The organism is Mycoplana sp. 10N416 (genome assembly GCF_056394765.1).
Genome location: NZ_JBFTIM010000003.1, coordinates 354,739 through 375,352, shown reverse-complemented (window position 1 = coordinate 375,352; position 20,614 = coordinate 354,739). Strand labels below are relative to the sequence as shown.

At 61.6% G+C, this 20,614-nt stretch carries 22 protein-coding genes; 11 read left to right on the top strand and 11 right to left on the bottom strand.

All coding sequences use genetic code 11. The annotated features are described in order from the left end of the window. Position 1 precedes the first annotated feature (1 nt). The 10 genes from AC1DDS_RS08810 to AC1DDS_RS08765 all read left to right on the top strand — a co-directional run bounded on the left by AC1DDS_RS08810 (position 2) and on the right by AC1DDS_RS08765 (position 8,954). Complete coding sequence (locus AC1DDS_RS08810) at positions 2-1,153, top strand: mandelate racemase/muconate lactonizing enzyme family protein (protein WP_477478535.1); 1,152 nt, start codon at positions 2-4, stop codon at positions 1,151-1,153. Then, on the top strand, positions 1,150-2,058 hold the full coding sequence (locus tag AC1DDS_RS08805) for an aldose 1-epimerase (protein ID WP_477478534.1): 909 nt from the start codon (positions 1,150-1,152) through the stop codon (positions 2,056-2,058). The genes AC1DDS_RS08810 and AC1DDS_RS08805 overlap by 4 nt, the downstream gene beginning before the upstream one ends. Beyond that, positions 2,048-3,238 (top strand): mandelate racemase/muconate lactonizing enzyme family protein, encoded by a 1,191-nt coding sequence (locus AC1DDS_RS08800; RefSeq protein ID WP_477478533.1) that lies wholly within the window; start codon positions 2,048-2,050, stop codon positions 3,236-3,238. Before AC1DDS_RS08805 ends, AC1DDS_RS08800 begins: the two co-directional genes overlap by 11 nt. Then, a complete protein-coding gene (locus tag AC1DDS_RS08795) occupies positions 3,235-3,978 on the top strand; it encodes an SDR family NAD(P)-dependent oxidoreductase (RefSeq protein WP_477478532.1) in 744 nt (247 codons plus the stop codon). The genes AC1DDS_RS08800 and AC1DDS_RS08795 overlap by 4 nt, the downstream gene beginning before the upstream one ends. Before the next feature lie 104 nt (positions 3,979-4,082). Next, positions 4,083-4,937 (top strand): fumarylacetoacetate hydrolase family protein, encoded by an 855-nt coding sequence (locus tag AC1DDS_RS08790; protein ID WP_477478531.1) that lies wholly within the window; start codon positions 4,083-4,085, stop codon positions 4,935-4,937. Between the two features lie 6 nt (positions 4,938-4,943). Then, positions 4,944-5,690: an SDR family oxidoreductase gene (locus AC1DDS_RS08785; protein WP_477478530.1), complete on the top strand. Its 747-nt coding sequence runs from the start codon at positions 4,944-4,946 to the stop codon at positions 5,688-5,690. Between the two features lie 125 nt (positions 5,691-5,815). Continuing rightward, positions 5,816-6,688, top strand: a complete 873-nt coding sequence (locus AC1DDS_RS08780; protein ID WP_477478529.1) for a transporter substrate-binding domain-containing protein — start codon at positions 5,816-5,818, stop codon at positions 6,686-6,688. A 73-nt stretch (positions 6,689-6,761) separates the two neighbouring features. Further along, complete coding sequence (locus AC1DDS_RS08775; protein ID WP_477478528.1) at positions 6,762-7,457, top strand: amino acid ABC transporter permease; 696 nt, start codon at positions 6,762-6,764, stop codon at positions 7,455-7,457. Beyond that, positions 7,454-8,221 carry an amino acid ABC transporter ATP-binding protein gene (locus AC1DDS_RS08770; RefSeq protein ID WP_477478527.1) on the top strand — a complete coding sequence of 256 codons (768 nt, stop codon included), beginning with the start codon at positions 7,454-7,456 and terminating at the stop codon, positions 8,219-8,221. The genes AC1DDS_RS08775 and AC1DDS_RS08770 overlap by 4 nt, the downstream gene beginning before the upstream one ends. A 7-nt stretch (positions 8,222-8,228) precedes the next feature. Beyond that, positions 8,229-8,954 (top strand): GntR family transcriptional regulator, encoded by a 726-nt coding sequence (locus AC1DDS_RS08765; RefSeq protein WP_477478526.1) that lies wholly within the window; start codon positions 8,229-8,231, stop codon positions 8,952-8,954. Positions 8,955-9,313: 359 nt separating this feature from the next. Here AC1DDS_RS08765 and AC1DDS_RS08760 read toward each other — a convergent pair whose 3' ends face one another. Genes AC1DDS_RS08760 through AC1DDS_RS08745 form a run of 4 tightly spaced genes read right to left on the bottom strand, consistent with a single transcriptional unit; the run spans position 9,314 to position 13,723 of the window. Beyond that, entirely contained in the window at positions 9,314-10,411 is a 1,098-nt protein-coding gene (locus AC1DDS_RS08760; protein WP_477478525.1) for a threonine aldolase family protein, read from the bottom strand. Next, on the bottom strand, positions 10,408-11,442 hold the full coding sequence (locus tag AC1DDS_RS08755) for a succinylglutamate desuccinylase (protein ID WP_477478524.1): 1,035 nt from the start codon (positions 11,440-11,442) through the stop codon (positions 10,408-10,410). The genes AC1DDS_RS08760 and AC1DDS_RS08755 overlap by 4 nt, the downstream gene beginning before the upstream one ends. Before the next feature lie 60 nt (positions 11,443-11,502). Beyond that, the gene (locus tag AC1DDS_RS08750) at positions 11,503-13,041 is read right to left on the bottom strand and encodes an ABC transporter substrate-binding protein (protein ID WP_477478523.1); all 1,539 of its coding nucleotides are present in this window, start codon (positions 13,039-13,041) and stop codon (positions 11,503-11,505) included. Beyond that, positions 13,034-13,723 carry a GntR family transcriptional regulator gene (locus AC1DDS_RS08745; protein ID WP_477478522.1) on the bottom strand — a complete coding sequence of 230 codons (690 nt, stop codon included), beginning with the start codon at positions 13,721-13,723 and terminating at the stop codon, positions 13,034-13,036. The genes AC1DDS_RS08750 and AC1DDS_RS08745 overlap by 8 nt, the downstream gene beginning before the upstream one ends. Positions 13,724-14,001: 278 nt before the next feature. Here AC1DDS_RS08745 and AC1DDS_RS08740 point away from each other — a divergent pair, with 278 nt between their 5' ends. After that, positions 14,002-14,676 carry a spermine/spermidine synthase domain-containing protein gene (locus tag AC1DDS_RS08740; RefSeq protein ID WP_477478521.1) on the top strand — a complete coding sequence of 225 codons (675 nt, stop codon included), beginning with the start codon at positions 14,002-14,004 and terminating at the stop codon, positions 14,674-14,676. Between the two features lie 193 nt (positions 14,677-14,869). Here the strand turns inward: AC1DDS_RS08740 and AC1DDS_RS08735 are convergent, their stop codons facing one another. From AC1DDS_RS08735 to AC1DDS_RS08705, 7 genes are read right to left on the bottom strand one after another with little or no spacing between them, the layout of a single operon-like run. Next, the gene (locus AC1DDS_RS08735) at positions 14,870-15,793 is read right to left on the bottom strand and encodes a carbohydrate kinase family protein (protein ID WP_477478520.1); all 924 of its coding nucleotides are present in this window, start codon (positions 15,791-15,793) and stop codon (positions 14,870-14,872) included. Next, complete coding sequence (locus AC1DDS_RS08730) at positions 15,790-16,308, bottom strand: ureidoglycolate lyase (protein WP_477478519.1); 519 nt, start codon at positions 16,306-16,308, stop codon at positions 15,790-15,792. The genes AC1DDS_RS08735 and AC1DDS_RS08730 overlap by 4 nt, the downstream gene beginning before the upstream one ends. Continuing rightward, positions 16,305-17,045 (bottom strand): BtpA/SgcQ family protein, encoded by a 741-nt coding sequence (locus AC1DDS_RS08725; protein WP_477478518.1) that lies wholly within the window; start codon positions 17,043-17,045, stop codon positions 16,305-16,307. The genes AC1DDS_RS08730 and AC1DDS_RS08725 overlap by 4 nt, the downstream gene beginning before the upstream one ends. Before the next feature lie 27 nt (positions 17,046-17,072). Continuing rightward, positions 17,073-17,858 carry a GntR family transcriptional regulator gene (locus AC1DDS_RS08720; protein ID WP_477478517.1) on the bottom strand — a complete coding sequence of 262 codons (786 nt, stop codon included), beginning with the start codon at positions 17,856-17,858 and terminating at the stop codon, positions 17,073-17,075. A gap of 23 nt (positions 17,859-17,881) precedes the next feature. Next, a complete protein-coding gene (locus AC1DDS_RS08715; RefSeq protein WP_477478516.1) occupies positions 17,882-18,745 on the bottom strand; it encodes an ABC transporter substrate-binding protein in 864 nt (287 codons plus the stop codon). Between the two features lie 31 nt (positions 18,746-18,776). Then, complete coding sequence (locus AC1DDS_RS08710) at positions 18,777-19,541, bottom strand: amino acid ABC transporter ATP-binding protein (protein ID WP_477478515.1); 765 nt, start codon at positions 19,539-19,541, stop codon at positions 18,777-18,779. Beyond that, positions 19,538-20,431 carry an amino acid ABC transporter permease gene (locus tag AC1DDS_RS08705; protein ID WP_477478514.1) on the bottom strand — a complete coding sequence of 298 codons (894 nt, stop codon included), beginning with the start codon at positions 20,429-20,431 and terminating at the stop codon, positions 19,538-19,540. Before AC1DDS_RS08705 ends, AC1DDS_RS08710 begins: the two co-directional genes overlap by 4 nt. Between the last annotated feature and the right edge of the window lie 183 nt (positions 20,432-20,614).

The following is a 20,614-nucleotide window of genomic DNA, read 5'->3' as shown; positions in this document are numbered from 1 at the left end:
CATGAAAATCACCAGAGTCGAGGCCCTTGGCCTCTTCGGAAAATCACCAAAGGGCGGATGGTCGAACGAGATCAAGCCCGAGGATTCCATCCATAGCCTGATCGTCGTCCAGACCGACAACGGTGTGACCGGGATCGGGTCCGTCTTCACCGACACGCGGCTGGTCAAGGCGGGGCTCGATGTCCTGCGCCCACTGCTCATGGGCGAAAACGCCAACGAACCGATGCGTGTGAGCGAAAAGCTACATCAGAACACCTTCTGGATGGGCAGAGGCGGAACATTGACCCACGTTGTCTCAGGCGTGGACATCGCGCTCTGGGATATATTCGGCAAAATCTGCGGCCAGCCAATCGCACGGCTGCTGGGCGGCAACTACCGCACCAAGGTGCGCGCCTACGCATCGATCCTAATGGAAGAACCCGATCTCATGCGCGAGCGCACGGCCTTCTTCCGTGCGCAGGGCTTCAAGGCCATCAAGATCGGCTGGGGCCCATTCGGACGGCGCGACAATGCCCGCCTGGACGAGGACATCGTGCGCGCGGCGCGCGAAGGCGCCGGCGCCGACTGCCGGCTGATGGTCGATGCCGGCGCCAGCGATGCCTATTGGCCGAACGGCCTGAAATGGGCGCTGAACACCGCCCGCATGCTCCATGACTACGACGTGGCCTGGTTCGAGGAGGCTCTGCATCCCGACGCGCTGGATGACTTCCGCCAGCTCAGGCTCCAAAGCCCCGTACCGATCGCGACCGGCGAATGCCTGACGCGGCGCCAGTCCTACCTGCCATGGTTCGAGGCGCGCGCGCTCGACATCGTCCAACCGGACGTGACCAAGGTTGGCGGCATCACCGAGCAGGTGCGCATCGCCCAGATGGCCAATGCCTTCGGCATCAAATACATCGGACATGGATGGAACACGGCCGTGGGCCTCGCCGCCGACCTGCAGCTTGCCGCGGCCTTCCCCGACACGGATCTGGTCGAGTTCATCGGCGGCTCGCCCTACATCGACGACATTGTCCAGACACCGTGGGCGCTTGATGCCGAGGGCATGCTCGACATTCCCCAGACGCCCGGCCTCGGGCTGAAGCTGAAGCTCGACAGCCTGGCAGACATCTCGGCCGACATGGAAACCGTCGCACTGCTGGCGGATACATGAAACGGCTCGACCTCACACACGGGGCGTTGACACTCCAGCTTGCACCGGAAAGTGGCGGTGCCGTCGCGGGACTTCAGTTCTCGTGCGGCAAGGAGCGCTTTTCGCTTCTGCGCCCCCTTCCCGAGGGTGCCACGGATGCGTTGCATGCCGCAATGTTCCCAATGCTGCCGTTCGCGAACTGCCTGCGCGACAACCGTTTTGATTTTCAAGGACGACAGTTCGAGGTCGCGCCGAACATCGTCGGCAGCCGGCTGAACTTTCACGGTTCCGGCTGGCGTCTTCCGTGGCGGGTCGAACGCAGTGACAGGAAATCCGCAACTCTGTCTCTGGAGACCGACGACGGTATTTGGCGCTATCGGGCGGAACAGCACTTCGAGCTTGGTGAGCAAGGTCTGCGTGTGTGCATCAACATCACCAATCGTGGTGAGCACGCCATGCCCTTCAGCCTCGGCCTGCATCCGTGGTTCCCCCGTCACGGTATCGCACGTGTCGGCTTCGAAGCCTCTGGCTTCTGGCGGCTGACCGCGGAAGGCGAAACCTTGGCACTCGATCCGCTGCCGGCCGAAGCCGACCATTCGACCACGCGTGCCTTCCCGCGCCGTGCGCTCAATGACTGTTATGAAGGCTGGTCCGGCATTGCACGCATCGACTGGCCCGCGATCGGTATCGGCGTCGTGATGCAGGCCGATCCGGTTTTCGGGCGACTGATGGTCTACAGCCCGGCGGAGGACCCGGAAACCTTTTGTCTGGAACCCCAGACCTGCCCTCCCTGCGGCTTTGACCGGCTCGGCGACGACCCGGCTCGCAGCGGCGCCCATGTACTTGCGCCCGGTGAAACCCTTTCAGGCGGTTTCACCCTGAGCGTCATCCACAATGCCTTGGAGACTTTCGGCGATGAAAATTGAATCCGTGGACTTCTTTTACCTTTCCATGCCGGAGGTGACGACCGCGGCCGATGGCAGCCAGGACGCCCTGGTGGTGCGTGTGACCGCCGGAGGGCTGATCGGCTGGGGTGAGTGCGAAGCCTCGCCGCTCGTCTCGATCGCCGCGTTTGTGACGCCCATGTCGCATGGCGCCTGCCGCCCGGTGTCAGCCTCCGTGCTGGGGCGCGGCCTGACCTCGCCCGACGATATCCGCGCCATGGCTGCCGATGTCGCCTACAACTCGATGGATCTCCTGCAGGCGGCCCACACTTGGTCGGGGATCGAGATGGCGCTATGGGACCTGCTGGGCAAGGCTCGGGGGGAACCGGCCTGGAAGCTTCTGGGCTACCAGAAGGCATGGCCCAAGCTGCCCTATGCCTCGGTGCTCTTCGGCGACACCCCCGAGGAAACCCTGAACCGCGCGCGCGCGATCCGTGCCCAAGGCTTCCGGGCAGCGAAATTCGGCTGGGCTCCCTTCGGAGCCTCGCTTGAAGGCGACATCGCTCAACTGGAGGCTGCCCGCGCCGGATTGGGCGCGGACGGAGTGTTGTTGGTCGACGCGGGCCAGGTGTTCGGCGAGGACGTCGCGGCCGCCGCCGCGCGGCTTAAGGCCATGGAGCGCTTCGAGGTCACATGGTTCGAGGAACCTTTCAGAGGGGATGCGCTCAACGCCTACAAGGCGCTATCGCAAAAAACGGACAAGGTGGGCATCGCCGGCGGCGAGGCCGCGCACACGAGCCAGATGGCAAAGCATCTCATAGACTTCGGTGGAGTGAGGTACATCCAGATCGACTGCGGCCGCATCGGTGGGCTCGGGCCAGCCAAGGCGGTGGCCGATCATGCGGCGGCAAGTGGCGTGACCTATGTCAACCACACCTTCACCTCCAACCTCGCGCTCTCTGCCTCGCTGCAACCCTATGCCGGGCTCAAGGAGCACAGGATCTGCGAATATCCAACAGAACTGCGTTCCCTTGCGCGTGAGCTTACGCTGAACCGCATCACGCCGGATGCCGAGGGCCTGATTCATGTGCCCGACGCCCCTGGCCTGGGAATCGAGATCAACCCGGATGCGCTCGAAAAATATCGCGTCGAGGTCGAGATCCGCGTGCAGGGCAGGACCCTGTTCGCTTCGCCCTGCCCCCAGCAAGAGGAAAAGAAATGAATCGTATCGATCTTGAAGGCCGCGTAGCGGTGGTGACCGGAGGCGGTCAGGGTATCGGACTGGCGGTCGCGCAAAGATGCGCGTCCTCCGGCGCGAAGGTGGCGATCTGGGACATGAACGCCGAGACCGCCGTCAGGGCAGCGAACACCATGGCAGAAGCGCAAGCCTTCACGGTGGACATCGCGGATGCCTCATTCGTCGCCGCCACGCTGGCAGACGTCGAAGTGGCCCTCGGTCCGGTCGACATCCTCGTCAACTCCGCCGGCATCGCCGGCCCCAACCATCGGCTTTCGGACTATCCAGACGTCGACTGGAAACGGGTAATCGACATTAACCTCAACGGCACCTTCAACGTAAACAAGGCCGTCACAAAGGGAATGGAGGCGCGCGGGTACGGCAGGATCGTCAACATTGCCTCCATTGCCGGTAAGGAGGGAAATCCCAACGCTGCCGCCTATTCTGCCGCGAAGGCCGGCGTCATCGCGCTGACCAAGTCGCTGGGAAAGGAACTTGCGGGACAGAACATCGCGGTGAACTGCATCACCCCTGCCGCGGCGCGCACGCCGATATTCGACCAGATGACGCAGACCCACATCGACTACATGCTCTCCAAAATCCCGCGCGGACGCTTCCTGGAGGTCGAGGAAGTGGCGTCCATGGTCGCCTGGCTGGTCTCGGAAGAGAACTCGTTCACGACCGGCGCCGTCTTCGACCTGTCCGGCGGGCGCGCAACGTACTGACTGTCAGGGATGCGCCGGCGAGCGATGCGTTGCGCCAAAGGCAGGCCAAGCCGCAGGTCGAGCTCATAAACAAAAGCCCTTGAAATCCAAAGAAAGGCGATCACATGAAACTACTTCGGCTCGAACTTGGCGGACGCATCGTTCCCTGCGTTCTGGATGATCGGGGACATGCGCGCGACGTCTCGTCACTGGTCAGCGATTTCGGCCCGGAAACGGCAATGTCGCTGGCGCCAACCCTCGCCGCAGCGAACCTGTCGGCGTTGCCGGAGGTCGATCGAACTGCGGCGAAAGTGTTGGCACCGCTTTCGGCGCCCCGCAACATCTGGTGCATCGGGCTGAACTACTCCGACCATGCAGCAGAATCAGGCATGCCGATCCCGGATGAACCGATTCTATTCAGCAAGGCATCTTCCACCTATTGCAGCCCTGACGATCCGATCCTGTGGTCGGACCGGATGACCAAGCTCGACTGGGAGGTCGAGCTTGGCGTGGTGATCGGCAAGGGCGGGCTGGACATTGCCAGAGAAGACGCGCTCGACCACGTCCTGGGCTATGTTCTGGTCAACGACGTTTCGGAACGTGCATGGCAAATCGAGCGCGGCGGCCAATGGGTGAAGGGAAAGAGCTTCCCGAATTTCTGCCCTACTGGTCCCATTCTCACCACGACTGACGAGCTCGGCCCGGCTGACAATCTTGCGATGTGGCTCGATGTGAACGGCGAGCGGATGCAAACCGGTTCGACTTCGAAAATGATCTTCAACGTACCGACGATCGTTTCCTACATGAGCGAATTCTGCGCGCTCCAGCCGGGCGATCTGATCTGCACCGGCACGCCGCCCGGGGTCGGTCTCGGCATGAAGCCGCCGCGTTACCTGTCGCCTGGCGATATCGTGACACTTGGCATCCAGGGACTGGGCGAGCAGCGTCAGATCGTGACGCCGCTCAACGCGAAGGGCTGAGCGGCAATGGCAAGCACACAACGTCTGGAAGGCAAGATCGCGGTGGTTACCGCAGCTGGCCAGGGCATAGGGCGCGCAGTGGCGGAGCGGTTAGCCGCAGAGGGCGCAGAGGTTCATGCAAGCGACCTCAACCCGTCGCTCCTTACGACACTAGCCTGTGCGCACATCGATACATTGGATGGGACCTGCGCCGAAGCCGTAGATGCCTATTTCGCGAAATTTTCCCGGATCGACATATTGATCCATGCCGTGGGCTACGTGCATCAGGGCACGATCGAGGAATGCGAGCCGGAAGACTGGCGCCGGTCCATGGAGATCACGCTCGACAGCGCATACCTCGTGCTGCGTGCCGCCGTCCCCAAGATGACGACCTTTGGCGGTTCGATCACCACCATCGGTTCTGTGGTGTCCTCGATCAAGGGCATGCCCCGCCGCGCCGCGTACGGCGCCGCCAAGGGTGGGGTCATCGCCCTGACCAAATCCGTTGCTGCGGACTATGTCACCAAACGGATTCGCGCCAACTGCGTCTGCCCCGGAACCGTGGCATCACCTTCGCTCGAAGTCAGAATCGACGAGCTTGCCCGGAGTACGGGCTCCCGTGAGGTCGCCTACAACTCGTTCGTCAGCCGCCAGCCGCTGGGCCGGCTCGGCACACCGCAGGAGATCGCCGGCCTTTGCGCCTTTCTGGCGTCAGAGGATGGATCCTTTATCACCGGCCAGGCGATCAATGTCGATGGGGGTATCACCATCTAATGATTGCCAAGTGCTTCTACAGACACTGAAGTATTTGACATACGGTATACCATATGCAAACTTTGTTCTGAACCGAAGATTGACATAACTCCAACAGAAAAGGTGCATTCATGAAATTGTCCTCTATGCTGGCCGCCTGCGCCCTCGTCGCGACGACATTTGCCTCCTCGCAGATCAGAGCAGAAGAAGCAGGTCGGGAATTTCGTTTCGAGTTCAAGCCGGATTTCGCGGCCTGCGAGGGCGATGGTTCGCTGAAAAAGGCCCTGTCCGATGGCGTCGTGCTGGGCATCAGCCCAAGCCCGCCCTACACCTCGATCGATCCGGCGAATGGAAAGGCTGGAGGGATCGACGTGGAGATCGTCGAGTCAGCATTGCAATGGCTGGGCGTCACCAAGATCAGCTATGAAGTTGCGCCATTTAGCTCATTGACGCCGGCGCTCCTGTCGAAGCGCATCGACATGATCGCGGCTAACATTCATGTCACGCCCGACCGGCTCGAGGTCATCAGCTTCACAGGTCCCGGTTGGTGGTACGGCCCCGCGATCACGGTTCTGGCAGGGAACCCCTCGAGCATCCAAAGCTTCGAAGATTTGAAGTCGCACAAGGTGGGCGCCATCGCCGGGTCGGCTGCAGATGAATACCTGCGCTCGATGGGCGTCGAGGTCGTGCCGTTCCAGACCGACGCCGACCAGTTCATGAGCCTCTCGCAGGGCCGCGTCGACGTCATCTTGGAAGATGATGTGAAAGTCGCCACTTTCATCAATGAGAACCAGGGAGCGGGTATCGAGATGGTAGCCGGAGTGGCAATCCCGGACGATTTGATCTTTACCTATGGCTATGGATACGCCCGCTACGGCATGCGCAAGGACGACTGCTCTCTGCGGACGGCCATATCTCATGCGTTGGCTGAGGTGCGCGGCAACGGCAAGGTTTCGGCCGTCCTGCGCCAGAACGGTCTGAGCGACCGCAACCTGTTCTATTTCCCGGTCTCAAACTGATCTTTTCACAAGGGATGGAGGTGTCGGGAAGACCCCGCGCCTCCATCTCCTTGTGCCAGAGGAGACCACCCCGATGGAACTACTGAACTTCTCGGTTGTTACCCAGTACTATGACGTGCTGCTGCGCGGCTTCGGGATAACAATCGCGATGACGCTGGCCGTCATCACGATGAGCCTGGTTCTTGCAGTGCCCGTCGCGCTGGCACGGATGTCCAACTCATTCCTGATCCGACTGGTGAGTGGCATCTATGTCGAGGTGCTGCGGGGAACGCCGCTCGTGCTGCAACTGGTTTACATCTACTTCGTCCTGCCGAGTGTGGGCATCCGGCTCAACGGTATGGTCGCGGCGATCCTGGCGCTGACGCTGCACTACACAGCCTACCTAAGCGAGGTCTATAGGGCCGGCATCCTGTCCGTGCCGAAAGGGCAATGGCAGGCCGCCTCAGCGCTCGGTATGTCGCGGAGCCGAGCCTTCATCCGCATCATCCTGCCGCAGGCAGTGCGGACCGTAACGCCGGCACTCGGCAACTACTTCATCTCCCTTTTCAAGGATACGGCGCTGGCTTCCGTCGTCACTGTCCAGGAACTGCTGTTTTCCGGGCAGATCATCGCGGCCCGCACCTACCAGTATTTCACCATCTATACCGTCTGCATGATCATGTACTTCAGCGTAGGCTATCCCGCCGCTATCTTTGTACGCTGGCTGGAAAAACGGACAAGCAGCGGCTATGCAAGAAAGCGCTGCTATACGAAAGGCAAGGCCGCATGATCGAGCTGATCGGCATAGAGAAATCCTACGGCGCGTTGAACGTTCTAAAGGGTGTTTCGCTCTCAGTGGCCCGGGGCGACGTTGTCTGCATCATCGGCCCTTCGGGGTCGGGAAAGTCCACGCTGCTGCGTTGTATCAACTATCTGGAAGAGCCTGAAGCCGGCACCATCATGCTCGCCGGCGTTCCCGCCTATCGCGACATTGTCAACGGCCGAATGTTCCCGCGCCCACGTGCCGAGATCGATGCCACACGCCGCGATTTGGGCATGGTATTCCAGGATTTCAACCTGTTCCCGCATCTCACCGTGATGCGCAACATCACGGAAGCCCCGATCACGGTCTGCCGCGTTCCCCGCGCGGAGGCGGAGAAGCGCGCCGTGTCTCTGCTCCAACGCGTCGGACTTGCGGACAAGGTCGATGCCTATCCTGAAGAGTTGTCGGGTGGCCAGAAGCAGCGTGTCGCAATAGCCCGGGCCTTGGCCATGGGGCCCAAAGCCATGCTATTCGATGAACCGACCAGTGCTCTTGATCCTGAGTTGGTCGGAGAAGTATTGGAAGTCATGCGTAGCCTTGCGGCGGACGGCATGACCATGATCGTTGTTACGCACGAAATGGGTTTCGCGCGACAGGTTGCGGACAGGGTCATCTTCATGGATCAGGGTCAGATCGTCGAGGATGCACCACCGGAGCAGTTCTTCACCGCACCAGCCATGGCGCGCACGCGGTCATTTCTCCGCTCCGTCAACCCGGCATCGGCAGGATAAATCGTCTATGAAAACAAGAAACACCGGAGAGAGCGATATGGGTCATTCGCAACTCACACCCGGCGACGGCCGCGTGTCAGCACTCTCAGCCATCCAACGGCCCAAAACCACCGCCGACGAGGTCGAGGAACGCATCGTCCTAGCAATTGCGATAGGTGAGAAGAGCCCCGGCGAGCGCATCACCGAGGCCGAGCTTGCCTCGACCCTCAACGTCAGCCGCGTGCCGGCACGCGAGGCGATCCAGAAGCTACATTTGCGCGGTGTGCTCGTCGAAGGCGGCCAGCGCGGCGTGCGGGTTTCCGACTACAATGACGAGCGTATCGCTGAGCTTTACGAACTGAGATACGCCGTCGAATGCATCATCTTTCGGCACATCATGAAGAACGATTTCGATCGCGCACCACTGATCCGCGAACTCGACCAGATCGTCGCCCGGATGGGCGAGCTTGCAGGATCCGGCGATCCGCTTGCTCTCAGCACGATTGACCTCGAATTCCACAGTGCCATCGTTCGACATTCGGGCAACCAGCTCGCCCGCGGCATCTGGGAGGGTCTATCCCAGCATACAATGATCGTCTTTCTACGCGACTGGGCCAATGTTGCCGACCGAGCCGGCGAGGTCGAGCTTCACAGGACATTGGTTGATTTTCTGCGCAATGGCTCTGCCGCGGATATCGAGCAGGTGTTGGAGAAACACTATACGCCGGCGGCGATCCGCCTGGCGCGCGATTGAGGTGGTTCCAACCGGACGCGGCGCCGATCGGCTCGATCTCCGAGCTTGGTACGAGCAAAATCGAAGGCAGCAAGGGCGACGCCGAATGCCGCGTCGGCATGGCTGTTTTGAAGCGTTCCGCGGCAAACCCGCAGTGAGCATGCGAAAATTCCACCAACCGAAGCATCGTCGGCCAATGACCGGTCGGCAAATTCCGATTGCGGTTTTGCCTTCGTGAATTGTGGCCGCCAGGCCTCGGCGAGCGGTCGGTGAACCGCATCGGGTTTGCTGCCATGCTCAATTTAGAGCCAGGCAACGGAACCGCGGTCTCGCGCGCCCAGGCAAACCCAGTGATGCAAGATGGAGCTCTTGCGGCGTAATTAGACGTCGGGGACATTCGCCAGGCTCACGCTGCCGACACGGCCTGTTTGCTTCCCCGCTGTCGTGAACGAAGCTGCGAGACACTCTTCGATAGCAAGGGCAAGCGCCTTGATTTCTGCCGGCTGGGTGTCGTGTGATGTCACCAGACGGGCGACCAGGTGCCCATCTGGTTGTTCCATGAAATAATGGAGAAAGCCCTTACCAGCCAGCATCTGGCTTTGTTCGGAGCTCATCTCGACGAAAACCATATTACCCTCGACCGGATAGTGTGGCTGAATACCGCTCGCCCGCAGCGCCTGGTCAAGCATTGCGGCCATGGTGTTGCTGTGACCTGCCGCGCGCAACCAATACTCACCGTCGAGCCAAGCTTGGATTTGCGCTGAAAGGAACCACATCCGGGCCCCGAGATGGCCGGCTCGTTTCATCATCCGTCGAAATTCTCGGGCATCGTCGGGGCAGAAGAAAATCACGGCCTCTGCCCCGATCGCTCCTCCTTTGGTCGCGCCAAGACACAGCACGTCGACCCCGGCTCGCCAAGTCAAATCTGCTGGAGACGCTCCGGTGAACGCCACTGCGTTTGCAAATCGAGTGCCATCCATATGCACACGCAATCCCGCCAGCTTGGCCTTTCCCGCAAGATAAGCGATTTCGTCAGGGCGATAGACCAACCCTGTCTCGGTGCATTGGCTCAGGGAAAGGATGGCTGGTTTGCCGCGATGCGGATCTCCGCTGTCCATCAACGGAGGCAGGCTCTCTGGCAGTATTTTGCCGTGGCGACCCTCAATTGGCCGAAGCCGCGCTTGAGAATGAAACTCGACCGCACCGCATTCATCGAGAAAGATATGCGAATTGCGGTGGCAGATCACCTCACCAAATCGGTCCGATAGCTGAGCAATGGCCAGGGCGTTGGCCGCCGTTCCCGTAAAAATCGGGAAGAAATCAACCTCGTGTTCAAAAATCTGGCTGAGACTGGCGCGGGTCGCTGAAGTGATTTCGTCCTCTGCGTAGGCCGAACCACCAGCAGCCAGGGCGTGCTGCAACCGGGCGAGAACGGCGGGAGCCGGCGGGCATGTGTTGTCCGAACGAAAATCACTCACGCCAGATTTTCCATCGCCGCTAGGATTTCTTCGCGTTCCGTCTCGCTCAGAAGCTGGAACAGACAATCGCCCTCCCGACTACGCCCCATTGTGCGAATGACAGAAACGATACCATCGGTCCTGAATCGCAATTCCAAAGGTGCTTCCCAAGGGCTTTCCGGCCGGTGCAAGTAGCCGGCCAGCTGACCTGCTTCAACCGTGTCGCCTAGCTTGACAAGGGACTCGAGCACTCCAGCCTGCGGCGCGTAAACGAAATGGTCCTGAATGTTGAATACGAAACGTGTCGGGGTTTCGACCCGCCATTTCTCCTCCATCGCTAGGATACCAAAATGGTCGAGCACACGGTAAATACAGCGCTCAGCCACTTCGAAGGCGTCATGGTTGAGCCGCCCGCCACCGCCGAACTCCCCGGAGAGGTGAATCGCACCCTTGCGGAGTGCCGCTCGACCAGCCACGGGTCCGCTCGGACAACCCGGCTGTGCCCAGGAAAACGGTGCGTTCATAGCCTCAAGGGCCGCAAATGTTCTTTGCGCCATCACCTTCTCAGCGCCGAGGTCTGCATAAGAGCACGACAGATGATCCAGGGAACTGCCCCCGGAGTGCAGGTCTAGAATCGCATCGCAGTGGCTGAACAACTCCTCAGCGATGAAGGCCGCGATACAGCCGGTTGGGGTATCGGTGTAACTGTCGCCAAAAGATCGATTTAGGTTTCCGTCATCCAGCGGCGAGGTGCGCTGCCCTGCTGCCACAGCGGGTCGATTGGCGGCCGGCAACACCAGGATCCGGCCGTGAATCCGACCCACATCGATTTCGCGAATAAGGCGGGTCAAGGCGAGTTGTCCCTCATACTCGTCACCGTGCGAACCCGCCATCAGGAGAAGAGTTGGCCCCTGACCGTTGGCAAAAACTGCGAATGGGATCGGAATTGTCCCATATGCTGAACGATGCACCGAGTGCTCGACCCGAATGAACCCGACCTGTCGACCTGGGGCCTCCAGATCGACGTCGGTCCACACTGCTGACAATGACATTTGAGATCTCCGCTAGCGCCGGTGGCTGGGAATGTAACCAGCCACTGTTGGCATCCGTCTTTATTCTTCGATCCAGACACGCTCGATGATCCGGTCGCCGGACAGATCCGACACTCCGCTTGGCTCAAAACCCTTGACCCGAGTGGACTTGGCATCGAGAAAATCTGCGAAGATCGGGATCACGCTGGGGCCTTCATCATGCAGGATTCTTTGCAGCTCACCGTAGATTTCTCTGCGCTTGTCGAAATCGAGGGTGGCCTTGCCCTCGGCCAGAAGCTTATCAAACCGATCGTTTGACCAGTAGCTTTCGTTCCACGCCGAACCAGTGCCGTAAATCAAGGAAAAGGTCTGATCGATGGGGCGATTAAGCCAGCTCGAAACTGCGAAGGGCTTCTTCATCCAGGTGTCGGACCAATAGCCATCCGCAGGACGCCGAATTACATTGAGATTAATGCCGGCGGCAACGGTCTTACTCTGATAGACTTCAGACAGGCTGACCGCTTCTGGCAAGGCTGCATCCGAAGTATAGAGGTCCAGAGAAAATTCCGCGAGCCCGGCCTCTTTGAGATGAAATTTGGCGCGATCGGGGTCGAAACCGCGCTGCTCCAGCGCGCCGTTGAAATATGGATTGTCTGGCGAGATAGGGTGATCATTTCCCAGCGCCCCGAGCCCTCCCATGACGACATCGAGCATTGCCTGCCGGTCGCAGCCGTATTTTAGCGCCTGCCGAACATGATTACTGCTCGTCGGCTCAGCGTTGAAAGCGCAGATAAAGGTCCAGTGCACCGCGCCCGGTGAGCGCACCAATTCCAGCGATGGGTTCCGACCAATGAATGCAGCAACTTTGCGGTCTACCTGATTTATTATATCTGCATGACCGCTTTGAAGTGCAGCAACGCGGGCGGTGGCGTCATTGACGACGGTCAGATCGACACGCTCGACATGCGCACGATCCGCCTTCCAATAGTTGGAATTGCGATTCAGGGTTGCTCGGATTCCCGGCTCAAAGCTCTCAAGAGTGTAGCCGCCAGTGCCGATTAGATTGGTCCAATCCTCGAACCCCTTCGGGACGATCATTGCGTGGTAATCAGCAAAGGTGCGCATAAACTCTGCATTTGCGCTGTCAAGCTTGAGGCTCACCTCATGGCGACCGTTGACAGCGATTTCGGCGATCACCCCGAAAAGGGATTTGGCGCCAGAGGTTGTGTTCTCGCCGCGATGAAGGTTAATCGAATAAACTACATCATCGGCATCCAACGTTTTCCCATTGTGGAATGAAACGTCTTGACGGATGTGGAGAGTCCAGTTGATCGCATCGTCGCTCTCCCAGCGCTCAGCTAGTTCAGGCACGAGCGTGCCGTCCGGGAGAATTTCGACAAGCTGGTTGCAAACTGCAACACCAACGACCCGCTGCATTTGCTGGGTAAAGGCCCGCGGGTCCAAAGAATTATCCGAACTACCGCCGGCCATCGCGAGGCGCAGTTCCCCGCCTTTTCGCGGACCGGCGGCCCAGGCTGCGCCAAAAGGTAGTAGTAGCCCAGCAGCAGCGCTTCCCGCCAAGAAACCGCGCCGTGTAAGCGATGATATGCAATTAGCCATGATTTGATCGCTCTCCGTTTGAATTGTCCGATGGATTGTTCTGCAGATCGTGCATATCGTCGTGCAGACTGCGTCGCGTATGAATGCGCACGGCAGTCGCTGCGGCTTCCTCGTCTCCTGCAAGGATCGCGTCGAAGATCGGCTTGTGCCACTCAAGAAGATTGATCCGTCGGGGCCAGTTCTTCTCTGACCACCTGTAAAGCCATTCGGTCTGCCCGGAGATCCCTTCATATTGGCGTATCAGTAGTTTATTGCCGCTGGCCCGAACGATACCCGCATGGAAACCCAGGTCTGCCTGAAGACGTTCTTCAGCGCCTCCATCCCGCTCAGCGACGACAAGTCGCTCATAGGAGGCAACCAGATCCGTCCGATTGTCAGCCTCCAGTGCCGTCGAAAGTAGGCGCACTGAAAGCTCCTCGAGTGCGCCGCGAACTTGATAGTTCTCGCGCAGAACCTCTTCATCAACCGTCTGCACTGCCCAGCCGGAATAAGGTCGCCGCACGACGAGACTTTCCGTCGCCATCGCAGACAGAGCCGCTCGGATTGTGCCTCGGGCAACCTGCATCTTGTCCGACAGATCCTGCTCGGTCAGCCTTGAACCAGGGGGCAGCGTAGCGCCGATGATCATCTCGCGCAGTTGCTGGGCCGCGCGATCTACGAGGCTGAGTTTCTCAAGTTCCATCACTTTTTCCTTCCATCAACTGCATCATTGTCGATTGTCAACAATTGTCAATCCGCCATGAGAGGATTTCTGCTCGACACGAGCCATTGGCTGTTCTGGCGGAGCGCCCCTAAAATTCGCCTAGATGAGCACTGGCAGCTTGATCACACGGTTGAGGCGGTGCCGGCGGTCTGTTTGCGGACAATCAATCTCTATTCCACCAGATACTCCGGTGTTTTCAGCACTGCGCCCATGCTAAGAGGCGCCTACAACACAACAGAACACAACGAGATACGCCGATGCTTCCCTGGATTCAGCTTGATCGCGCAACCATTCCTGGCGATGGAGGTGAGTTGCGCCTGAAGCAGCGTGGTAGCGAATTTTCCATCATGCTCGGCTCGACCGAGCTGATGAACAGCAGGCTGAGCGGTTCTGAAGAGGCACTGGCGACGCTGTGCTGTGAGCGGATTGCACGGCGGAAAAACGCCAGCATCCTAATCGGTGGCCTCGGCATGGGCTTTACATTGCGGGCCGCCCTCGGCGGATTGCCAGACGACGCCCGGGTCACGGTCGCGGAACTCGTTCCGGCCGTGGTCGATTGGGCGCGGGGGCCGATGTCAGATCTCCACGAGGGCACGCTCGACGACCCACGTGTCGATATCAATATAGGTGACGTCGGCGCGCTGATCCGGTCACAGAAAGCGGCTTACGATGCAATCCTGCTCGACGTCGACAATGGTCCGGATGGGCTGACGCGCGCCTCCAACGACAGCCTCTATGACCACAGCGGTCTTCGTGCCGCCAAAGTTGCCCTGCGCGCGAACGGCGTGCTTGCGGTTTGGTCATCCGCGCCGGATAGTGCTTTTACACGTCGATTGCGGGAGGTGGGCTTTGCCACCGACGAGGTGAATGTGCGCGCCAATGGAAAACGTGGTGGCGCCCGCCATGTGTTATGGATGGCAACCAAACGGTAGCGTTTCAGTTATGCGCGAACTGCCACCTGCGACGGAGCACAAAGAGCAAAATGTCGGTTCACACAGACAGGCTGAGCATTTTCTCCTGTTCGATATAGTTGCTGGCGGACGGAAACCATTCAATGCGCTTGTTGCCGGGATCGTACCAAGGGCCCATCGTCGGCCCGGGTACAAGCCGCTGCGTATCGAGCCCTCATCCATTGCGCCAGCGGTGAATGTCTTCGACGCTCGCCTTGCCGCCGCGCGGTCCGTGGATCGTCACGGAACGGGAGGCCGCGGCGACCGAGAACGCCAGCGCCTCGGCAAAGGGCTGGCCTTGCGCCAGGCACCAGGTCAGCGTGCCGCCGAAGGTATCGCCGGCGCCGGTGACGTCAACGACATCGACCGCAAATCCGGGCGTGCGCAGCAGCGTCTCACCGCTCTTTGCCTCAGCACCGTCTGCGGCCAACGTGCGGACTACCCAGCCAATCTCGTGATCGCCCATCCAGTCGCCGATGCGGGTGATGTCGTCATGGCCGAAGGCGGTGCGGAAGCCGACCTGGTTGAAGATGACGACGGCGGCGCCGGTGAGGTAGGGCATGTCCTCGGCGGTGCAGCCGCCGACGTCGAGATCGAAGATGGCGCGGCGGCCATGGCGGCGCAGGTCCGCCAACAGTTCGGCCTGCTTGATGACGCCGTCCTCCGCCTCGGCATGCAGCCGGCGGGCGCGGTAGAGCGTGGTGTAGAGAAAGCCCGGCTGGCGCAGGGCCGAAAGGCTGGCTGGCGTCAGCCACATCGGCTGCTCGCCCATCTCGACGGTGAGCACGACATGCTCGCCATCGACGAGGAAGATCAGGTTGCGCGATTCCGCAATGGCGGGATCGATCAGCATGTGATCGACGCCGACGCCGTTTTCCTTCAGATCGGCGATTAGGCGTTGCGACAGCGCGCTGTCATTGAGCAGGGAAATGAACTGGGTCTTGCCGCCGAGTGCCGCGTGCACGACGGCGGCATTGGCGATCGAGCCGCCGATCTCGGCCGGCAGTTCCGTCACCATGCCCTTGTCGGCGCGGCCGGGCCAGCGATCGGCGGTGTAATATTCGTCGATCGCCACGTCGCCGATGAAGAAGGCGGTCATGCGCCCGAACCTTGTTCCGCTTCGGCCCGGACCAGCCGCGGTCCGCCGGCGACCGGCACCCAGGGGCTTTCGCCCAGGCCGCAGATCGCCATCCAGTAATAGGGCGTCGGGCCGGCCACGCCGCGGCAGGCATCGTGCCAGACGTTGCGATGCATCACCACCGCCTGGCCCGGCGCAATCACGAAAGCCTCGATCTCGTCACGGTGCGGCGCATCGGCATCCGACGCCGGCGCGACGGCCAGGACGATCGGCTGCGCGGCGCAGAAAAGCGCCTCTTCGGTGTGCGGATGCCGCTCCATCGCCGTGCAGGGCCACGGCGCACCGCCGCCGCGGGTCATGCCGAGATGGCCGGATCCCTCGATCAGCGGCGTGCGGGTGAAGCCGTCGCGCCAGCCATCGCCGGCGGTCCAGATCACCTGCGGATCGGTATCGCCGGTCAGGTCGTAGACTTTTCCGTATCGCGAAAAGTTTTCGGCGGTCACCGGGCTGGCGACAATGGCATCCGAGGCGGTCATGCGGCACTCCTGATGGCCCGCACGACGCGCATCAGCCCGGCAACATGGCTGGCCTCGACGCGGCCGGTATCCTTGTGGTCGTGCTTGAACCAGCTGCCGACGACGGCGCCGTCGGCATGGGCCAGTTGCTCGGTGGCATTGGCTTCGGTGAGGCCGGCGCCGATCAAAAGCGGCACGGTCCCGCCGGTCGCGGCGCGGAAGCGGGCCACCTTGTCCATGTCGGTCGGCTGGCCGGTGGCATCGGAGGTCACCACCAGACTGTCGCAGCGGGCGGCGCCGATGCGCACGTCCTCGGCCTCCGGCCGGCCGGACAGGACCGGCTGGTACTTGAACCGCACACCGCCGAACAGCAGCGCGGAAACGCCCTCGCGGCGGGTGGCGAGATCGGCGGCGAACGGGGCATCGGCCTCCGGCGGCAGATGGCCGGCAACGGAATCGACCTGGATGAAGGCGACCGGATAGCGCTCGGCGAGCGCAAAGGCGCGCGCATCGTCGCGCAGCACATTGACGCCGATCTTGGTGCCGAGATCGAGCTGGCAAAGCCGGTCGAGCACGCGCTCGACATCATCGGCATCGGCGAAATAGTTTTCGACGACCAGCCCGTCGACGCCTTCGCCGGCCATGATGCGGGCTTCTTCCTCCGCCTGGGCGAGCTTGGCGGCAGGGCCGTCGCCGGCCAGGTGCAGCATGCCGAGGATCGGCTTCGGGGTGGTAAAGGTCTCACTGAGACGGCTCATGTCTTGTTCTCCTGCGTCACGCCGCTGTCAGGCTGGCGCGGTATCGCGCCCCCAGCGCGTTGCAAATTTCATTTGGACCGCCGGCGAGTAGACGATCGAGGTGCGCTCCACCAACCGGTCGTCGGCATCGAGCACGTCCCCGCTGGCGCAAAGGTAGCCCGGCACGTCCGCCGCCGGGGCAAAGACCTCCCGCAGGCGATCGGACGGCGGCACGACGGTCAGCAGCAGTTCCGAGCGGACCGGATGGCGGTTGTAGTCGCGGCGCAACACCTCATAGAGCGATTGCGCCGCGAAATCGTAGGCGTCGATGCCGGGATACAGGCCAAGGTCGAGCTGCGACGTGTCGACGTTCAGCCAGCTGATCGTCTCGCCGTTGGCAAGCCCGCGGGCGCGGACCAGCAGCAGCTCGCCGTTCTCCACCTTGTGCTCCAGCACCCGGGTCACCGGGCGCTGGCCCTGCCGACGCGCCAGTTCCGTAAAACTGCCGAAGTTCCAGATGCTGTGGCTGACCGGTCGATGCGACACGATCGTGCCACGGCCGCGAACCTGCTGGACCAATCCTTCCGACACCAGCAGCGCCATCGCGTTGCGCACCGTGGTCCGGGCAATGCCGAACTGGTCGCGCAACTGGTTCTCCGAGGGGATAGCCTCCCCCTCGGAGAAATCACCGCTGAGGATCGCGGCGCGGAGCGCCCGATACAGCTGCCGGTAGAGCTGCTCGCTCGAGTAGAGATCGAGGCGCAACCGGCACAGCCTGTCATCCGGGCGTTCGCCCGTCGCGGTGGAGGTGTCTGGTGTGGAAAGATGGGTCAAGGTCAGGCTCCGGCGCGGTTCCGTTACTTCTTGGCGCCGTTTACAGTGAATTCCTCAACGCCGGCTTGCTTCAGGCCATGGCGGTCGAGAATCTCTTCGTAGGTGCCATCGGCCTTGATCGCGTTGAGTGCGGCCAGCACGGCATCGCGCAATTCGCCGTTCGCCTTGGCAAAGGCGATGCCGTAGTGGTTGATTTCGGCCACTTCGCCGATCTGGTAGAACTTGCCCGGCTCCTGCTTCATCAGGTCGAGAAGCCCTTCGAGGCCGATCACCGAGGCCTGGGCGCGGCCCTGGCGGATCTGCATGATGTGCTCGGCCTGGGTCGGGATCTGGATGACGTTGATCAGCTTGTCCGCTGGGCAGGCGGACTTGCCGAGTTCTTCGGCCCAAGTGACCCAGCTCGTGCCGGTCGCCACGGCGACCGTCTTGCCGCAGAGGTCGGCCTCAACCTTGATCTCGTCCTGGTGGTCGGCGGTCGAGTAGAAGACGTTGCCGGTCTTGAAGTAGTCGATGAAGTCGAGCTGCGTCTGGCGTTCGACCTTGTCGGAGAAGGCGGTCATGATCAGGTCGGAGCGGCCGGTAACGACCTGCGGGATCAATTGCGGGAACTCGACGTTCTGGAAGTCCGCCGTCAGGCCGAGGCGCTCGGCGATGGCCTTGGCGAGATCGATGTCGAAGCCCTTCAGCTCCGTCGAACCGGCGTCGCTGTATTCCATCGGCGGATAGGCAAGGCTGATGGTGACGTTGAGCTTGCCTGTGTCGCGCACGGCATCCGGCACGGCAGCGGCCAGCTTCTCGTCGGCGGCAGCATGGGCCGCACCGCTCGCGGCGAGGCTGAGGAAGGTGGCGGAGGCGAGCCCCAGGACCATAGGCAGCAGTCGTTTCATTCTCTGTTCTCCCATTGTTGAGCTTTGAACTTCAGGCCAGCACGCGGCTGAGGAATGTGCGCACGCGCGGATCGCCGGGATTGCTGAGCACCTGCTCCGGCTTACCCGTTTCGCGAATTTCGCCATCGATCATCACAACGACGCGGTCGGCCACCTCGCGGGCGAAGCCGATTTCGTGGGTGACGACGATCATGGTGGTGCCGCCGCGCGCCAGGTTGCGCATGACTTCCAGCACCTCGCCCACCAGTTCCGGGTCGAGCGCGCTGGTCGGCTCGTCGAACAGCATCACGCGCGGCTCCATCGCCAGCGCCCGGGCGATTGCCACCCGCTGCTTCTGGCCGCCGGACAGCTGCGCGGGATAGCTCGACGCCTTGTTGGCCATGCCGACCTGCTCCAGCAGCTCCATGGCGCGGGCCTCGGCCTCGGCGCGACGCAGGCCGCGCACCACCATCGGGCCCTCGATGACATTGCCGAGCACCGTGCGGTGCGCGAACAGGTTGAAATGTTGGAACACCATGCCGAGTTGGCTCTGCTGGGCGCGCAGCCGCTTGACCGGCAGTTCCTGCAGGGCGCCGCGGTTGAACTCGTATCCCATGATGGCACCGTCGACCCAGACATAGCCGCGGTTCGGCGTCTCCAGGTGGTTGATGCAGCGCAGGAAGGTACTCTTGCCGCTGCCCGACGGGCCGAGGATGCACAGCACCTCGCCATAGGCGACTTCCAGGTCGAGGCCCTTCAGTACCTCGTGATCGCCAAAACTCTTGCGGATTCCGACCGCCTTGACTGCGAGACTCATGCTTCCCCCGAGGCGACAGAACGCCGCGCCCATCCCTTGAACCAGCTGGGCTTGCGGACGGTGGCTTCGGCATCGCGGCCGAAATGGCGTTCGAGATAATACTGCCCGATGGAAAGCACGGTGGTTCCGGCCAGATACCAGACGGCACAGACGAACAGCAGCTCGATGACGGCGCCGTTGATGAAATAGATGCGCTGGGCGGCGTTCAGCATCTCGCCCATGGCAATGGTGGCGGCGAGCGAGGAAAACTTCAGCATGCCGTTGGCGCTGTTGCCGAGCACCGGCAGGATCAGCCGCAGGGTCTGCGGCAGGATGATGCGCCGCATCGTCTGGCTGGGCGTCATGCCGAGCGTATGGGCCGCTTCCTTCTGGCCGCGATCGACGGAGGTAATGCCGCCGCGCACGACTTCCGTCAGATACGAGCCCTCGTTGACGCCGAGGCCGAGAACGGCGGCCACGAAGGGCGTCACCACGTCGACCATGCGCGCATCGACGAGGCCGGGTATGTAGAGCCGCGGGAAGACGAGCGCGATGTTGAACCAGATGAGCAGCTGCAGCAGCACCGGCGTGCCGCGGAACACCCAGACATAGAGCCAGGCGGCAAGGCGCAGGATCGGGTTTTCCGACAGGCGCATGATGCCGAAGGCAAAGCCGAGCGCGACGCCGAGCACCAGCGCGCAGCCCGAGATCAGCAGCGTCCAGCCGAAGCCGGTTAGGATGACGCCGGCCGTCAGGAACTCCCCGACCACGGTCCACTGGATCTGCCCGACCGCGAAGGCGCGGCCGATCACGGCGAGCAGCAGGATGACGAGGCCGCCGCTGATCCAGCGACCGGGATGACGCAAGCCGCGAATGGGGACGTCAGGCCCGGGCAGGTCCAGGAGGGACATCGAGGCGGATGATTTTGGATCTGGCTTTGGCATGGCATCCAAATTGTAGGGTTAGGCCTACAACTTACTAGAGGCGTTGGTTAGGCCAGTCAAGCCAGCCGGGATCTCTTTTCCATGCGACTGTTCTTTCCCGGACGCCACCCAATGCATTGGCGATGCCGCCCTCTGCTTCCAGCGCGGCCG